This window comes from Gammaproteobacteria bacterium CG11_big_fil_rev_8_21_14_0_20_46_22, assembly GCA_002796245.1.
In the GTDB taxonomy this organism is placed as follows: Bacteria; Pseudomonadota; Gammaproteobacteria; order UBA12402; family UBA12402; genus 1-14-0-20-46-22.
Genome location: PCWT01000032.1, coordinates 50,267 through 66,627, shown reverse-complemented (window position 1 = coordinate 66,627; position 16,361 = coordinate 50,267). Strand labels below are relative to the sequence as shown.

Below are 16,361 nucleotides of genomic sequence, written 5' to 3'. Positions count from 1 at the left end.
CGCGTTGCGTTTGCGAGAGTTCTCACCTTTCCTTCCACCCAAACAAAAAACCGCCTCACGGCGGTTCTTTATTTTGGCGGAGAGGAAGAGATTCGAACTCTCGATACGCGGTTAGCGTATACACACTTTCCAGGCGTGCGCCTTCAACCACTCGGCCACCTCTCCAGATGCCCGGCATGGTAACAAAGATTTGAGTTTTTGCCCAGCCAATAACTTGCTACCATGGCGCCATGTCAGAATACACTATACACAGCGAGCAGATCGCCCCGCACGAGGAGCTGTTGCTTGCACTGCAATCCCACCAGTCCAGCGTTTGGCGAAGGCCCATTGCCGCGCATCAAATCGAGGTGTTTGAGCAGGCGCGTGCCTTTATGGTTCGTCGTGATGCGCCTATCATTCTCGACAGCGGTTGCGGTACGGGCATGAGCAGTCAGATTTTAGCCGAGCAGTTTTCAGAGCACACGGTGATTGGTTTGGATAAATCTTTATTGAGGTTATCAAAAGCAGATAAGCAGTTGCCGGATAATGTGCGCCTGTTTCGTGCTGACGTGCGCGACTTCTGGCGTTTGTTTGTTGAGGCGGGACTTAAGGCGGATTGGCATTATCTGCTTTACCCTAATCCGTACCCTAAAAAAGTGCAGTTTAAAAAACGTTGGCCAGCTCATCCTGTATTTCCAGTGCTAGCTCATAGTGCGGATCGTTTTGAGGTGAGAAGTAATTGGCGAGTGTATTTAGACGAATGGGAAATTGCGCTACACTGCTTACGCCCGAAAAGCGCCACACGTATTACACGGCTTGATGCTAGTGTTTTGCCAATGACGCGTTTTGAGCAAAAATATTTTAAAGCAGGTGAAGCCTGTTACCGTTTAATCAATGAGGTGATAATAGAATGATAAAAAATGAACCGACATTAATTCTTCGCGCTCGTTTGGAGTCGGCGAATCCGCGTGGTGATATCTTTGGCGGTTGGCTCATGGCGCAAATGGATATTGCTGCGTCTGTGCCCGCCGCGCGTCGTGCGCAAGGCGCTGTGACCACGGCAGCCGTTAAAGACATCCGCTTTATTAAGCCTGTTTTTGTGGGTGATCTTTTGAGGCTCTACGCAGAGATTGTTGACACAGGGGCAAGCTCAATGACCGTGCATGTTGATGTGGTGCGTGAAAGTGTATTGCACGAAGGGACAATGGAAAAAGTCGCCCAAGGCGATTTAATCTTTGTGGCCATTTCTGATCTTGGTAAGCCGCGGCGCTTACCTAAGTGCGTGTAGGCGATGTTAGTATTTAATGAAAAAGAGACAGAGCAGTTTGTGGTGGGGCCGGCCGGGGGCTTGCAACTGTTAACGTTGTCACCGCAGAAGGCAAAAAATGCGCTGGCTATTGTCTGTCACCCGCATCCTTTGTACCAAGGCACGATGCGCAATAAGGTCGTTTTTACCATGGCTAAGGCGTTTCATGACTTGGGCCTTAAAACAGTGCGTTTTAATTATCGCGGTGTGGAACAAAGCGAGGGCAGTTACGGCGAGGGTATCGGTGAAACAGCGGATGCGATGGCCGTGATTGCAGCGGCTAAAGCGGCTTTACCGGATCATGACCTTTACCTAGCCGGATTTTCTTTTGGCACTTTTGTGGCGGCCAGTGCGTGCAATCAATTACCCGAAACCAAAGGTTTGTTGACTGTCGCGCCGTCGATGGAGCATTTTGATTTCACGCCGCTCACGGCGATCAACTGTCCTTGGTTGATTGCGCAAGGCACGGAGGATGAAGTGATTTCAGCGCCTGCAGTGTATGCTTTTGCTAAAGAAAATGCGCAGCGTGTCACGCTTGAAACCTTTGAGGGTGTGGGTCACTTTTTTCACGGTCATCTAAACCCGTTACGTGAAACGATTAAAACTTTTTTTGAGCCGATAGTGAATACATGAGCGCAGTATTACTCACACAATACAAGGCCGCGGTGAGCGCGGGCCACATTCAAGAAGACGCCGCGCAGCTTCAAGCGATTGCTGAATTGGATAAGCTTTTAGAAGCCTTAAACACGGCACCTAAAAAATCTTGGTGGTCGATGGCCAAAGCTTCGCCTGTTAAAGGCTTGTACCTTTGGGGGAATGTGGGCACGGGTAAAACCTATGTGATGGATGCGTTTTTTGGCGCGCTTACCTTGCCTAAACTTCGCTTGCATTTTCATCGTTTTATGAAGCGTGTGCATGATGAGCTGAAAACCTTGCAGGGTGAGAGCAACCCCGTGGAAAAGCTGGCTAAACGCATGGCCAAAGAGTTTCAGGTGCTGTGCTTTGATGAATTTGTGGTGACCAATATCGTGGATGCCATGTTGCTGGGTCATTTGATGCAAGCCTTGTTTGCGCAAGGTTTGGTGTTGGTGGCTACCTCGAATATCCCACCCGATGATTTGTATAAGGGCGGTCTTCAGCGCGAGCAGTTTTTGCCGGCCATTGATCAAATCAAAACCTATTGTGCGATATTGGAGGTCGACAGTGGCAAAGATTATCGTTTACAAAAATCCGATGTCACTGATGTGTTTCTTGCGCCTATCAATGAGGCGAACGAAACGCGTTTTCTCCAGTATTTAAATGCGTATGGCGTCACGCCTGCACAAGGCAGCATTACCCTGGTCGGGCGAAGCTTGGCGACACTGGGGCAGTCGAGCTCTGCACTGTATTTGGAGTTTAAAACCCTGTGCGAAAGTGATCGCAGTCAGCTCGATTACATTGCGATTACTGAGCAATTTGAAGCCGTGTTTGTCCGTGGCCTGCACGCCATTGATAAAGAAAAACATAATTACATTTCACGTTGGATCAGTTTTATTGACGTGCTCTATGATGCGCACGTGAAGCTGGTGTGTTTATCCGATGTGGCGCTTAGCGCGATTTATTCTGAGGGTGAATACGCGAAAGCCTATGAGCGCACGCAAAGTCGCTTGTATGAAATGCAATCCGAGGGTTATCTCGGCGGTGCTCGGAAATAAGTTCTGTTGTCGATTTCGTTTTGTGCTAGTCTTGCTTTTCCTCTGTTCTTGCCCCTCTCTCTGGCGAATCCCTCGGCTCTGGTTGTTAGCGCATTTCTGCGTTGACAACTATAACACTTAGTAATATACTTCAGGGGGTTTGTGGAGGTTTATGCATCTCGTTATTTTATCCGCTGGGCTAAAAAAGAAAGATTGTCGATTGAGCAACTAGGCTCGTTATCCAAGGCTTTTCTCGAATCTGCCTGTGTTTCATTAGGGTCCGGTTTGTTTAAAGCTCGCGTGCCAAAAGCGGGCAATGGTAAGCGCGGCGGTTATCGTTTTTTATTTGTGGCTTCTGACGTAGCGTGTTTTTTGGTTTTTGCATTTGGGAAAAATGAAATGGCTAATGTGAATCCTGATGCGCTAAAGGTACTTAAATTGTTGGCTAAAGATCTGCTGGCACTAAATCCCGATGAAATTGATCGGGCGGTGAGACTCGGAAAACTAAGGAAATTATCGTCATGGTAAAAGAAAAAAATCTATCAGCTGAAGCCTTCAAAGCAGTCCATGAGTTGGCGTCGGATCTGTGTGAGCTTGGGTTTATCGATGCAAAAAAGATGCGTGAATACGACAAATTTTGCCTGCCACCACTCAGGCCCTTTTCCGCCGCAATGATTAAGCGCTTAAGGTTGCGTTCTCGATTATCTCAGGTGGTGTTTGCTGCAGCGCTTAATACTAGCCCGTCGACGGTACGCCAATGGGAGCAAGGTCTTAAGCAGCCCTCGGGTACTTCCTTGAAACTCTTGAACCTTGTGGCCACTCGCGGGGTCGAGGTTTTGTTTTAGGGGCTGCGACTATTTTTGTTCAATAAGCCGCCAATTTCTTGCGATTTAGGCGTTCAGCTGCTAAAATAAGCCACTAATTTTGTAAGAAAGATCCTACAGATGGAAACATTGCCCAGCAAGACACTGTATATTACCGAAGGTCGCGAAATGCGGCCCTTTGATTTGGCCCGTGCGCTACCCGTCGAAATGGATTTAGAGCAAGTGCTTTTGGACACGGCCAAAGGTGATCCTTTGCCTGAGGGTGTGACCTTGGATGCCAAAGGCGTGTTGCGCGGCTCACCGCGCATGGGCTCGAGTGTGAGCTCGCCGTTTCATTTACAGATAGATATCAATGATGAAGCGTGCATCCAGCCCATCGAGTTGCGGGTGGGCGTGCAGATGAACCCCGAAGAAATCGAAAAACGCCAGCTCGATATTTGGCAAGCCTTCCAAGAAGGCCGCGACTTACCGCAAGATTTTATCGAGCTCTTAGAGCGCCCGGTCACCAAAGCCGATATTTACCACCTGATTGAGCGTTATGCTTCCTTCACGGTGTGGAATGCCGATGATATGCGTCTGGCCAAAGAAGGCCGAAAAATTAAAATTCGCGACGTGAGCGACAAATATCAAATTTACGATTTCGATGTCTGCTTGGTGGCAAGCCCGAAAGATTTACTGGCCGATGACAGAAGTTTGAAAGATGCCTTAGATACAGCGCGCGGCATGGTGCGCGAAGTGCACAGACGGCGTTGGAATATTGAGCTCGGTGGTTTTGATAAAATGGCGATGGCCGCTTGGTATGAAGTGCGAGAGTTGAATAATCGCTCGCGCCATCAAATGACCATTAAAAACTACACGCCGCCGGCAGAAGCCGCACGACAAGGTGCTAAGCCAGAACCGTTGAGCGAACCTGAATAATAAAGCGAGGAGATCATCCATGGCTAAAGGTAACAAAAGTAAACCAGGTAAATCTAAAGTGCTTTTGCGCCTTAGGGGTCGACATAACGGCCAGGCGTATGAGGTGCTGCGCCAACGAATTGGTCATGATGACCAAGACAAGCTTCAGCTAAGCACATTACCCATAGACGCAGAAGTGGATTTATCCGATTGCCAAAATGACGTTGGTCTGGCTGCGTTTCGTGCAGCACGCAAAGTATTAAACCTCGGCGATCAAACATTTACGCAAGCTTTTCCCAAAGCTAAATTAACGGTTGTCGGCCAGGGTGATGGCCTCATTGAAGTTGATGTGAATTTTGCTGATCTAACTGAGGCTGATCTTAAAAAATTTGAAGTCCTGGCAAGTAAACCCGCTGAAAAGCCTAAAGAGGCTAAGCCCGGTGATAAGCCACCTGCGCCTGTCAAGCAAGAGGATTGGGCGGTGTTGGCGTATGCCGATGGCCAGCCGGCTCAGCGTATTGTCGCGGGCAAATTGGAACGCCAGCAACAACCCAGCTTGCCTGGTATGCTGGCGCAGAGCTCAGGGGTTGATGTTTATCGGCTGGGTGTGGATTATTTGTCGCAAAGTGGAACGCCAGCAGACGGTTCCCCACCTATACCGCCACCTAAGAGTTCGTTTGGGCAAGCACTATTGGCTCAACTCAGGGATCTTAAACGACGGATTGATGCTGAGACTCAGGCTGCTGAAAACCAAGCTAAAGCCCAGCGAGGCTTTGTCCAGAATCTCGTGGCTTCGGGCGTGCCAACCCCGCAAACGCCAGCGTTGCTACGTTTAAAAACCGAGTTTGAAGATACCTACTTAAGCCTTGTTCAATCCGAGCCTGCTAAGACAAATATTCAATCTTCGGTGAGCGATGCCGCGCTTAAACAATGGCTAGCCGATGAAAAACCTGTTGCTGCTGGTACCGCGCCTAAGCGTGAAGCGGGTAAAGTTTACACCTTGCAAGATGACGGAACGGTTGGTGACACGATTCCTGTAGAGACTGCAAAATCTGAAGCCGAACAAGGTTTGTTTGAGGCGCTAAAGGCCCGTGAAGAAAAGCCCTTGAGAGAGCTAAATGATTACTTGGTGAGCACAGGGTTGCCCCTGCTTGATCCCTCTGTTGCGGGCTTAGATTCTGTCTTTAGCCCTGCTCATGCTGGCCGTTTTGGCGATGATCCTGAAAACCTCCGGATTATGAGCGAACGTCTTCGAGAGACTAGGCAGGCCTTGTATAGGGAAGTTCGCGAGAAAGCCGGTAATCGTTTCGTGATGCCACAGTATGATGGCATATTGATGGGGAGCCGTAGAGATAGTCTTTGGTTGTCGGGTGGAGATAATAGTGGTTTCGGCGGGTCTAATGTCAAATCGCTGAGAGATTCCACTGGGCAACAAAATCCACGTGATATGGTGCTTGATGAGCTCGCGTTTATGAATATGACAAAACGTGAGCGCGACTATGGTGATGGGCTTGTTCAAAGAGAAAGAGTTCTTATGGGGAGCCAGTCTGATGATGAGGTGTCGTGGAAAAAAGAGTCTAAGGCGGCTCTTGCTGAAGATATTAAAACGTTTTCTGGTCAATTGCGAGATCGAGTTCGCCCTTTTATTGATGCGCAAAATCCGGTTTGGTTTGAAAATATGGCCAGCTTGCCTCAAGCGCAAGCCAGGCTAGCTATTCGAGAGCAATATCAGAACTGGCAGTTCAAAGAGCGCTCTTTGGTCGAGTTACACCGTCCAGGAGAGAAGCAGCCAGACCCTAAAGCCGTGATCGCCGAAGAGATTCAAGCGCTGTTTAAAGCAAAGGGTATTACCAATATCACAGCTCAAGCCTTTGCGGATTATAAAGGCGAAGCTTGGGCGCGCAAAAAGATGGGTTTAACGCCTGAAAAAGCTTTACCCATTTTGAGCAAGGCTTATTTGGGTTGGTTGCGGGTGCATGTGGTGCCGGCGCTTAAAACCCCACTTGAAGTACCGGCTGCGCTTCAAGCACTGTATGTTTTACATTTGAAAGATCAGTGTGATTCTCTCGGAGAGAGTTCTGGTTCTCAGGAGTTGTTGCAACGTCTAAAAGCAGCGAAAGAAGGCAATTTTACTGTTGATGAAAGAGCGAGTCTTTTCCAACAATGGCAGGATTCTAAGGGTGCGTTTGATCAATGGCAATCAAAGAATGCTAAACTCAAAGCTGAGTTGGCTTCAGCTAGGCGAGCACTTGCTGATTTTCATCAGGCAAACGTCAATGGTGCTGGTCCTGAGTCTCTCGTGGAAAGGCAAAGCAAAACCCAAGAGCTTAACGGAAAAATTGATCAAGCGGAGCAAAATCTGAAAGATCACCTTAAGCAGCGTTGGGCTGATTATGATCAGGTTGCGAAGATAGCGGGCGATAAAACCTGCCGTGAATTTTTAGCACTAGAGCAAGCTCGTGCTCATATTGCTCAATCGGCGGGCAGTGACACTTATGCGAGCAAACTCGTTGAACTTTCGCAAAAAGATTATGTGACCGATGCTGATTTGGTCGCGGCACAGCTGTCATCGCAGCCGGATTCAGATAAGCCAGGCTCTAGTTACCATACTCTGTGTGATTCATGCATAAAGCTTGATGCAAAGCTTGATGCTTTGAAAGCAGCCGATGAAAGCATTCACTCGCGTGAACAAGCGATTTTTAAAGACGAAGACACCACGCGAAAAGTGTTGGGCGAGGCGAAAGAACGCAGGCTTAAAAAGCACCGTGAAGACACCGATAAAAACGCGATCGTTGACCGCTGGGGTGAGGCGGGGCCCATGGGCCGCGTTGTTAAAAGCGCAACAGAGACTAACCGAGGCCAGGGTCACTTCAGGGCGGCTGCAAAAGGCGTGTGGCGTGGTCTGGGTCGTCATACAGGCGGCGATGCTAATGCCAACGTGTTTCATGCTATTTTTGCGTTATTGTTATTGCTGCTTTTTGGTGGTTTTTTGGGTATAGCGAAAACAGCGGGCGTTAGTCGTTACGATAAAGATCGAGAAGCCATTGAGGACGTCGTCAATCAATCATTGTTGGACAATGCGGACAACAAAGAGTTTGATGTGGACTTAAACAGTTTCGATGAGTCTGTGAGAAAAGCAAAGCTGGGTGTTGATTCGCCTTTTGGTCAAGTTCGTAGCGATACCTTGCAGCCAGTTTCGCAAGCGTATATCAACGAGGCTAAATATTACGCTGCCGTGTATGCGCTTGGAAAAGGCGTTAAAAAAGATCGGATTAAAGGCATTGAAAAGCTGCCTGAGTTCTATCAGAAACGCCTTGATGATATTGTGCATCGTGGTCCTGATGAGGCGTTGAACACAGCAAGTGCTCGCCGTCACAGCCTTACGAATTGGTTGTCTTGCACGGACGCATTGATGTCAGCTATTTCGAGCTCGCCTGGTGATAAATCTGCGCAAGAGCAGAGGAAGAGTCAGCGTGCGGGGGTTGTGCATTCTGGTGCGCGAGGCCCCGCCGCCGATGCTGGTCCGTCGGGTGATCAGCAGTCATCGTCACCTGCCTTCAGGGCTTAAGTAACTTTAAGAGTAGTATCTAAGGGGCGAACATGTTTTTTGGCGGTAATTGGAAACTGAATGGCGATTTCCAGTCATTGACTGACTTGGCGAAGGCCATGAAAGCCCGTGTTCATCCTTCGAAAGATGCTCGTGTGGTGGTGTTTGCGCCGTTTGTGTATTTGCCAGCTATTCATCAAATATTAAAAGACTCGCCCATTAAACTCGGTGCGCAAAACGTCTCAGATCAAAACGAAGGTGCATTTACCGGTGAAGTTTCTGCGAATATGTTGAAAGACGTGGGCTGTGACTATGTGCTCATCGGTCACTCTGAACGACGCCAACTTTACCATGAAGACTTTAGCATGATTGCGCGCAAGGTGTCTTTAGCCTTTAAAGCCGGCTTAACGCCGGTATTGTGTGTGGGTGAAACCTTGGAAGAGCGAAAAGCGGAAAAAGCCGATCACGTGGTGCTCGTACAGCTTGAAACGGCCACGGCGGATATCAGTGATGCAGAGCTCGCTAAGCTTGTGATTGCCTACGAGCCTGTGTGGGCAATTGGCACTGGCGAGGTGGCGACACCCGATCAGGCGCAAGCCATGCACGATGTGATTCGTGAGTTTTTAAGCACCCGTTTGGGTGAAAATGCGCAAGCCGTGGATATTATTTATGGCGGCAGCATGAAGCCGGATAATGCGGCTGAACTTTTAGCGAAGCCTGATGTGAATGGCGGATTGATCGGCGGCGCGTCATTGAAAGCCGATGAGTTTGCGGCGATTTGTTCTGCGGTTTGAAACACGCCTGGCGTTAATACCCACTCTTGAATTTATTTGCCAGACCGTTCAAAACCATTTTCTTCCACATGCGCTTTTGCCACGCTAAAAGGCTGCGGGCCGTTTTCATCGGCATACAGTGTGGGGTCATCAATGCCTAGTGCGATAAACGCTTCAATGCGCTCAAGCGATGAGGCCGACTTGTAATCGCTATACCATTGCCCATCGATGTTAATCGGCTTGTACGAAGTAAAGGTGCGACTGTAAATCTCGCGGTAATCCAAGCCCAGCGCATCACAACAACGCAGGCCGTCTTTTAAGATCGCGGTTTTATCAAGTTCAATATACGGCGTGTAGTAGGTGACCTGTTCAGCGTTCCAGTTGCCGAGCACAAACGCCTGATAATCAGCTTCGCGAAACGCTGGCCTACAGTCGGGGTAGATCACATGATCACCAGCGTGAATGCCCAGCGCAATATTCACCGTGGTATTCTGTTGTTCTGCAGTGGATAAGGCCACGGCTTGAATGATTGAGCTGAAGATTTTATTTCGGTTGGGCACCACGGTCGCTTTCATGTTGTCATCGTGGTAATGCCCTTCGGGCACTTCATCACCACCTGAAACCAAGTGTGAATGCAAAAGTGGTGCGAGACCCTCTAGCGTGATCCGCTGGTGTTTTACCGCAAGGCCGCGCTGTTTTAAATGGTCACACAGCTTGGCAGCACATTCGATTTCGATTTTGTGTTTTTGACCGTAATCAAAATGCAAGGCCGTGACATGGTAGCCTTCCTGCAGTAAGCGCAAGAGCAATGTGCTGGAGTCCAAGCCGCCGGAGTGAGAAAGTACCGCGTATTTCATGAGATAGCCTTGTGGGTAGCCTGAGTTGAACGCTGAAAGCGTGATAACCGGTGAAAATCTAGAAGCCAATAAGGGTTCATTGTCGAATCGTGCGTTTAAACAAACGATTCACATCGCCAAACGCTTCGGGAATCCAATCATTATGACTCGCGCGAAACGGGTTGATGTCAATGCCACCGCGGCGTGTGTATAGGCAGAGAACACTGAGTTTTTCAGGCTTAAATGCCTTTTGAAAATGCGCGTAAATCATTTCACAAATTTCTTCGTGAAAGTGATTCAATTTTCGGTGGCTGACAATGTACTCGGCGATTTTTTTGAAATCCACAGCATGCGTGGTCTCTAGGTGGATAAACACATCGCCCCAATCAGGTTGATTCGTGACACGGCAATTGCTGCGCAATAAATCCGTTTGAAAGCGATACGTTTGCCGAAAGCCGCTGTCTTCGCCAGTTAAAAAGCTCGCGCCGGCATTTTGAACGGTAAAGTCGATGGCATCTAAATCGCATAGCGTGCTTAAGGGTGTGTAGTCCTGCGTTAAGTCGGTTTCGGGTGGTTGCGTATTGAAAAAACGACACTGCACCTCACCTTGTGTGGCCTTCGAGAGGTCTTGGCGAATACGCTCTTCAAGCAGGGTAATGCACTGGGTCTGGTTGTTTCCAAGGCGTGTCATGTTAAAGCTGTTCAGATACAGCTTGAGGCTTTTGGATTCGAAAATATCCGGCGTGTTGCAGGGCACGGTGATTTTTAAAATACCGCTCACCGGCAGACCTTTTTCAGTGAGTACGGAAATTTCATAGGCGTGCCATACATCGCAGCCGACGAAGGGTAGGCGCTGCTCATCAATCTGATAATGCTCGCGGTTGTATTTTCGCGGAATCGATACTAAGAGGCTTGCGTCATATTGATCGCCGTAGTCTTTGTGTTGGCCTAAATGTTTTTTCGCCAGTTCTTCAATTTTGTTCATGGTATGGTTTTAAACTCCGCGTTTATCATCAAAGGCAATGATATGTGAGCGCCCTGAAAAATTAAACCCTTCGTTCAGGCTCGCTTCCATCACAAGCGGGTAGAGGCGTACCATGTCTTCACGCGTTTGGCCTGCTGGCATCAGGTACGTTTTTTCAGCCGCGAGTTTATGTGTTTGCATAAAGCCTTTGATTTCAAGTAGCGTGGTTTTACTGCCATCCCACACGGGTTTGAAGTGATAATCTTTGTGAAAAGCGAGCAGTTGCGCGATGGCAGAATGATTCAAGCGATATTTATTGTGCTGTGCAATCATGCTGGCATCCACGGTTTTGCCAAGCGGTGTCAGTTCGCCAAGCTTGGGCACGCTGTTGGAAAATTTCGGGCTTAGGCTGATCAGATCAATCGGGTAATCTGTTTCAAGTGCATGTGAGCCTTCGGTCTCAAGTGTTACGAACAACTGTTTTTTATGTGCGTAGTGTAGAAGCTCGTTGATGATCGCAGGGTGCATGGTCGGTGCCCCACCGGTGATCATGAGTTCTTTGATCTGTGGGTGTTTGGCCTGCAGATCAAGAATAGCTTGAAAACAAAAGCGGCCTTTTTCGGCATGAATACTCGAGTACCAGGTGTCACACCAGCCGCCTTGGCCAAAATGGCAGCGGTGTGTGCAGCCCGTGGTGCGAATGGCAATCACAGGGCGTCCCGCGCGACTGCCTTCGCCTTGAATACAAGGGTAAAGTTCAATAATCGGCAGGGTGCTTTGATAATCTTCGATGCGTTTCATGGTCAGTGACTGAATGCGGCAACGCCGAGAATAATCACGCTCACAGCCGCACACGCTGCGGCCAGGGTGATCAGCGTGATCATGATGAGGCTTTTAAATTTAGGCTTTGATTTGGTCATAAAACTCGGCCCGAAATTCCATGTTGTCTTTGAAGGCGCCGAGCATGCAGCTGGTGGTCATGCTCGCGTTGTGATTGCGTGCACCGCGCATCTGCATGCATAAATGCTCACCGGTCATCGAAACCGCCACACCGCGGGCGTTGGTGTGCGCCATGATGCACTCGGCAATGTGTTGCGTGAGGTTTTCTTGCACTTGCAAGCGTTTGGCAAACATGTCAACGATACGCGCGAATTTAGACAGGCCTAAAATTTTGCCCTGTGGCAAATAGGCAATATGGCATTGACCGAAAAACGGCAGCAAGTGATGCTCGCACAGGGAGTAGTAATCAATCGCTTTGACCACGACCATGTCGGTGGCTTCAGCGGAAAAGATGGCACCATTGAGGATGTCTTTGATGTCCATGCGATAACCTTCGGTGAGCTCCATCAAGGAGGTGGCGGCGCGTTCCGGGGTTTTGAGTAAACCTTCGCGCTGTGGGTTTTCGCCTATGGCTTCTAGAATCTGTTTGAATAAATCGTTCATTGGGCACCTATTATTGTGCGCGTAGTATACGTGAGAACGAAAGGAATCGCACTTGATTCATGAGCGTGTGTTTTTTGTCTGCGGCGATAGGGCGTGATGGGGTTGGCTTTGCGAGCGATCAGCAAGTCGCAACCGTCGTGGGTAGTTACAACTTACGCTGGTCGTACTCGACAATGCCTTTGTCTTTGGCATAGGCGTGTAGCGCCTCACCACGATAGCTTAAAAAATGCTGGCGTTCGCTTTCACTGATGCTCGAGGCGTCTGTATCGACCCAGCAGTTAGGCGTTTCGTAGAAGCGTAAGGACGCTAGCCAAAAAGCTCGGCCTATAAATAGGGTATCAATGGCAAGGAAAAGCTCTTTGCCGAGGTTCTCAGCGGTGGGGTTACAATATTGAGCTTCGCCGTTAAGCGACATGAGGTAAAGCTTGCTGTTCAAATGTTGACAGGTTTTGATGATTTCATGATCATGCGGGTTGGCGGCAAAGCCATGATCCAGGTGTTCATCGATCCAGACACACGCCACGCGCTTAATTTCTTTAAAATCAACGGCGTAACCAATCTCCTCGCATTGCTCAAAGCCAAAGCGCATCTCGATAAGGCCTCGATGACCGTGCAGGTTGAAGCACTTAAAGCGCTCATCCATGACACGGTGACCAAAGTCGATGGCATGCTGTCGGGTGATGTATTGTGTCATGGCCGACATTATGCTCGAAAACCGGCTTGCAGTGAAGCGAATTGGCCGGCGATACCGCTTGATTCAAGGCTTTGGCTTGTGATAAAGTGCAGCTCGACGAAGTATCGGGTTAATGAAAAATGTATCAAATAATCTTGATGTTACACGTGGTTTTTGCCGTGGCCTTAATCGGTCTTATCTTGATTCAACAAGGTAAAGGCGCGGCTGCGGGTTCCGCGTTTGGCGCAGGCGCCTCGGGCACCGTGTTTGGCAGTAAAGGCGCGGGCTCATTCATGCTCAAAATTACCGCTTTTTTCGGTCTTTTATTCTTTGTGACGAGCTTGTTGCTCACGCACATGGCCACTTCACAAAAACACACCACACAGAAAGACAGTCTCTTAGATAACGTTGCGGCGTTATCAAAAGCGCAGCATAAGCAAACGAAGACACCGAGCACGGGTGCGCAAAAGGCGATTGACGCGTTGAGCGTTACTGGCCCTGCCGCTGACAAGCCGGTGAAGTAGTGTGTTTATTCATGCCGAAGTGGTGGAATTGGTAGACACGCTATCTTGAGGGGGTAGTGGCCTTCGGTCGTGCCGGTTCGAGTCCGGCCTTCGGCACCAAATTTAAAGAGTGGAGTGAGCAACAATGCTAAGCCAATATTTTCCGATTCTGGTTTTCATTGGGGTTGGTGTATTTATTGGTATCGCACCCATGGTCATGGGCTATATTCTCGGCCCGCGCAAACCCGATCCTGAAAAACGCTCGCCGTATGAGTGCGGTTTCGAGCCTTACGAAAACACTCGCCTGCCGTTTGATGTGCGTTTTTACCTTGTCGCTATCCTATTTATATTGTTCGACCTTGAAACGGCTTTTTTAGTGCCGTGGGGTGTGGTGATTCATAAAATCAGCTGGTTAGCCTTTTTTGCAATGGGTGTTTTTTTACTGTTGCTGCTCATTGGCTTTATTTACGAGTGGAAAAAAGGAGCCTTGGAATGGGAGTGATCAGCAAGACACAGGGCTATGTTTTAACCTCGGTGGATAATTTAACCAACTGGGCGCGTGCGGGTTCTATGTGGCCAATGACCTTTGGCTTGGCGTGCTGCGCGGTGGAAATGATGCATGCCGGTGCCTCGCGTTATGATTTGGATCGTTTCGGCGTGATGTTTCGCCCAAGCCCACGTCAGTCGGATGTGATGATTGTCGCCGGTACTTTGTGTAATAAAATGGCGCCTGCTTTGCGTAAAGTTTACGATCAAATGCCCGAGCCGCGCTGGGTGATTTCCATGGGGTCTTGTGCCAACGGCGGCGGTTATTATCATTATTCTTATTCTGTCGTGCGCGGTTGTGATCGTATCGTGCCCGTCGATATTTACGTGCCGGGTTGTCCGCCGACTGCGGAAGCTTTGGTTTACGGTATTATTCAATTGCAAAATAAAATTAAAGGCGTGAACGTCTTGGAGCGAGGGTAGTCGATGTCAGACGTGTTATTACAACAGCTTCAAACACGCTTTGGCGATCAAATCACGGCGCATTATGCCTATAAAGAAGTCACGCTTGAGGTCTTGCCTGAACATTTACTCACGGTGTCTAAAGCCTTGCGCGATGAGCCCGGTTTTGAGTTTAATCAGCTCGTCGACGTGTGTGGCGTGGACTATTTGCACTACGGTTTGAGTGAGTGGGAAACGGAACATACCACAGAGTCAGGCTTTGATCGCGGGGTCTTGCGTGAAAACCCGATCCAGGCGAAAAGCTGGGATAAGCCACGTTTTGCGGTGGTCTATCATTTATTATCCACGCGCTTAAATCAGCGCGTCCGTGTGAAAGTGTATCTGAATGAAGAAACCCCGGTGGTGAGTTCGGTGATGAGTGTTTGGCCATCAGCCGATTGGTTTGAGCGTGAAACCTTTGATATGTTTGGTATCGTGTTTAAAGATCACCCGGATCTTCGCCGTATTTTGACCGACTATGGTTTTATCGGTCATCCGTTTAGAAAAGATTTCCCGTTAAGTGGTCATGTGGAAGTGCGTTACGACAAGGCGCAAGGACGCGTGGTGTACCAAGCGGTGGATATCGAGCCGCGTGTGTTGGTGCCACGTGTGATTCGTGATGATAGCCGTTATGAAATGGATCCGACCACCTTGACTGGCGAAACGCGAGGCACAAACTAATGGCAGAAATTAAAAATTACACCTTAAACTTTGGTCCGCAACATCCGGCGGCTCATGGCGTATTGCGTTTGATTTTAGAAATGGAAGGCGAAACGATCACAGGCGCTGATCCGCACATTGGTCTTTTGCATCGCGGCACGGAAAAGCTTGCTGAAAGCAAACCGTTTAATCAAAGCATCGGTTATATGGATCGCTTGGACTATGTGTCCATGATGTGTAACGAGCACGCTTATGTGATGGCGATTGAAAAATTACTCGGCATTGATGTGCCGATTCGTGCGAAGTACATCCGCACCATGTTCGATGAAATCACCCGTATTTTAAACCACTTGTTGTGGTTGGGCGCCTCGTCTTTGGACGTTGGCGCGATGGCGGTGTTCTTGTACGCTTTTCGTGAGCGCGAAGACCTGATGGATTGCTACGAAGCCGTATCCGGCGCGCGTATGCACGCGACGTATTATCGTCCGGGTGGTGTGTACCGTGATCTGCCGGAAACTATGCCGCAATACAAAGCCACGAAGTTTGTGAGTGAAAAAGAAGCGGCGAAGCGCAATGCTGATCGCCAAGGTTCTTTGCTCGATTTTATCGAAGCCTTCACTGAACGTTTTCCAGGCCTGGTCGATGAGTATGAGACTTTGCTCACGGAAAACCGTATTTTCAAACAACGTACCGTGAACATTGGTGTGATCTCTGCTGATCGCGCATTGGCGATGGGCTTAACCGGCCCGATGCTGCGTGCCAGCGGTGTCGAGTGGGATCTGCGTAAAAAGCAACCCTATGCGGCGTATGAGCACATGGATTTTGATATTCCTGTGGGTTCAACGGGCGATTGTTACGATCGTTACTTGGTGCGCATGCAAGAAATGCGTGAGTCGAATAAAATCATCAAACAATGTATCGATTGGCTGCGACAAAACCCAGGCCCTGTGATGAGTGCTGACCACAAAGTGTCGCCACCGTCACGCACGGACATGAAAGAAGACATGGAAGCCATGATTCATCATTTTAAATTATTCACCGAAGGTTATTGTGTGCCAGAAGGCGAAGTGTATTCGGCGATCGAGCACCCGAAAGGTGAGTTTGGTATTTACTTGGTATCCGACGGTGCAAACAAACCGTACCGCGTGAAAATTCGCGCAGCAGGTTTTTCGCATTTGGCGGCACTGCGTGAAATGTCGACAGGCCATATGTTGGCCGATGCCGTGGCCATTTTGGCCAGCCAAGACATCGTATTTGGGGAGATTGACCGCTAATGTCAGACGCTGTATTAACACC

General features: G+C 49.0%; 19 protein-coding genes and 2 tRNA genes. 15 read left to right on the top strand and 6 right to left on the bottom strand.

Features of this window, described 5'->3' with window-relative positions:
- Positions 1-74 precede the first annotated feature (74 nt).
- Positions 75-165 (bottom strand) — tRNA-Ser (locus COV52_04335).
- 65 nt (positions 166-230) lie between these two features.
- On the opposite strand from COV52_04335, the gene COV52_04330 reads away from it, so the two are divergent.
- The 9 genes from COV52_04330 to COV52_04290 all read left to right on the top strand — a co-directional run bounded on the left by COV52_04330 (position 231) and on the right by COV52_04290 (position 9,020).
- The gene (locus COV52_04330; protein ID PIR11419.1) at positions 231-893 is read left to right on the top strand and encodes an SAM-dependent methyltransferase; all 663 of its coding nucleotides are present in this window, start codon (positions 231-233) and stop codon (positions 891-893) included.
- Complete coding sequence (locus tag COV52_04325; protein PIR11418.1) at positions 890-1,267, top strand: acyl-CoA thioesterase; 378 nt, start codon at positions 890-892, stop codon at positions 1,265-1,267. Before COV52_04330 ends, COV52_04325 begins: the two co-directional genes overlap by 4 nt.
- Before the next feature lie 3 nt (positions 1,268-1,270).
- Positions 1,271-1,918, top strand: a complete 648-nt coding sequence (locus tag COV52_04320) for an alpha/beta hydrolase (GenBank protein ID PIR11417.1) — start codon at positions 1,271-1,273, stop codon at positions 1,916-1,918.
- On the top strand, positions 1,915-2,979 hold the full coding sequence (locus COV52_04315) for a cell division protein ZapE (protein PIR11416.1): 1,065 nt from the start codon (positions 1,915-1,917) through the stop codon (positions 2,977-2,979). The genes COV52_04320 and COV52_04315 overlap by 4 nt, the downstream gene beginning before the upstream one ends.
- A 123-nt stretch (positions 2,980-3,102) precedes the next feature.
- Positions 3,103-3,486 carry a hypothetical protein gene (locus tag COV52_04310; GenBank protein PIR11415.1) on the top strand — a complete coding sequence of 128 codons (384 nt, stop codon included), beginning with the start codon at positions 3,103-3,105 and terminating at the stop codon, positions 3,484-3,486.
- On the top strand, positions 3,480-3,803 hold the full coding sequence (locus COV52_04305) for a transcriptional regulator (GenBank protein PIR11414.1): 324 nt from the start codon (positions 3,480-3,482) through the stop codon (positions 3,801-3,803). The genes COV52_04310 and COV52_04305 overlap by 7 nt, the downstream gene beginning before the upstream one ends.
- A gap of 99 nt (positions 3,804-3,902) precedes the next feature.
- On the top strand, positions 3,903-4,700 hold the full coding sequence (locus COV52_04300; protein ID PIR11413.1) for a hypothetical protein: 798 nt from the start codon (positions 3,903-3,905) through the stop codon (positions 4,698-4,700).
- A 19-nt stretch (positions 4,701-4,719) separates the two neighbouring features.
- Complete coding sequence (locus tag COV52_04295) at positions 4,720-8,247, top strand: hypothetical protein (GenBank protein PIR11412.1); 3,528 nt, start codon at positions 4,720-4,722, stop codon at positions 8,245-8,247.
- A 32-nt stretch (positions 8,248-8,279) separates the two neighbouring features.
- On the top strand, positions 8,280-9,020 hold the full coding sequence (locus COV52_04290; protein ID PIR11411.1) for a triose-phosphate isomerase: 741 nt from the start codon (positions 8,280-8,282) through the stop codon (positions 9,018-9,020).
- A 32-nt stretch (positions 9,021-9,052) separates the two neighbouring features.
- On the opposite strand, the gene COV52_04285 is transcribed toward COV52_04290, so the two are convergent.
- The 5 genes from COV52_04285 to COV52_04265 all read right to left on the bottom strand — a co-directional run bounded on the left by COV52_04285 (position 9,053) and on the right by COV52_04265 (position 12,936).
- Positions 9,053-9,856, bottom strand: a complete 804-nt coding sequence (locus COV52_04285) for a 7-cyano-7-deazaguanine synthase (GenBank protein PIR11410.1) — start codon at positions 9,854-9,856, stop codon at positions 9,053-9,055.
- Between the two features lie 76 nt (positions 9,857-9,932).
- Entirely contained in the window at positions 9,933-10,820 is an 888-nt protein-coding gene (locus tag COV52_04280) for an NADPH-dependent 7-cyano-7-deazaguanine reductase QueF (protein ID PIR11409.1), read from the bottom strand.
- Between the two features lie 9 nt (positions 10,821-10,829).
- A complete protein-coding gene (locus COV52_04275) occupies positions 10,830-11,606 on the bottom strand; it encodes a hypothetical protein (GenBank protein ID PIR11424.1) in 777 nt (258 codons plus the stop codon).
- 93 nt (positions 11,607-11,699) lie between these two features.
- A complete protein-coding gene (folE, locus tag COV52_04270; GenBank protein PIR11408.1) occupies positions 11,700-12,242 on the bottom strand; it encodes a GTP cyclohydrolase I FolE in 543 nt (180 codons plus the stop codon).
- Between the two features lie 145 nt (positions 12,243-12,387).
- Positions 12,388-12,936, bottom strand: a complete 549-nt coding sequence (locus COV52_04265) for a queuosine biosynthesis protein (protein ID PIR11407.1) — start codon at positions 12,934-12,936, stop codon at positions 12,388-12,390.
- A gap of 119 nt (positions 12,937-13,055) precedes the next feature.
- On the opposite strand from COV52_04265, the gene COV52_04260 reads away from it, so the two are divergent.
- The 6 genes from COV52_04260 to COV52_04235 all read left to right on the top strand — a co-directional run bounded on the left by COV52_04260 (position 13,056) and on the right by COV52_04235 (position 16,339).
- On the top strand, positions 13,056-13,439 hold the full coding sequence (locus COV52_04260; GenBank protein ID PIR11406.1) for a preprotein translocase subunit SecG: 384 nt from the start codon (positions 13,056-13,058) through the stop codon (positions 13,437-13,439).
- A 13-nt stretch (positions 13,440-13,452) separates the two neighbouring features.
- Positions 13,453-13,538 (top strand) — tRNA-Leu (locus COV52_04255).
- A gap of 25 nt (positions 13,539-13,563) precedes the next feature.
- Positions 13,564-13,920 carry an NADH-quinone oxidoreductase subunit A gene (locus COV52_04250; protein PIR11405.1) on the top strand — a complete coding sequence of 119 codons (357 nt, stop codon included), beginning with the start codon at positions 13,564-13,566 and terminating at the stop codon, positions 13,918-13,920.
- Positions 13,911-14,387: an NADH-quinone oxidoreductase subunit B gene (locus COV52_04245; GenBank protein PIR11404.1), complete on the top strand. Its 477-nt coding sequence runs from the start codon at positions 13,911-13,913 to the stop codon at positions 14,385-14,387. The genes COV52_04250 and COV52_04245 overlap by 10 nt, the downstream gene beginning before the upstream one ends.
- A 3-nt stretch (positions 14,388-14,390) precedes the next feature.
- Positions 14,391-15,086: an NADH-quinone oxidoreductase subunit C gene (locus COV52_04240; protein ID PIR11403.1), complete on the top strand. Its 696-nt coding sequence runs from the start codon at positions 14,391-14,393 to the stop codon at positions 15,084-15,086.
- Entirely contained in the window at positions 15,086-16,339 is a 1,254-nt protein-coding gene (locus COV52_04235) for an NADH-quinone oxidoreductase subunit D (protein ID PIR11402.1), read from the top strand. Before COV52_04240 ends, COV52_04235 begins: the two co-directional genes overlap by 1 nt.
- Positions 16,340-16,361: the final 22 nt, after the last annotated feature.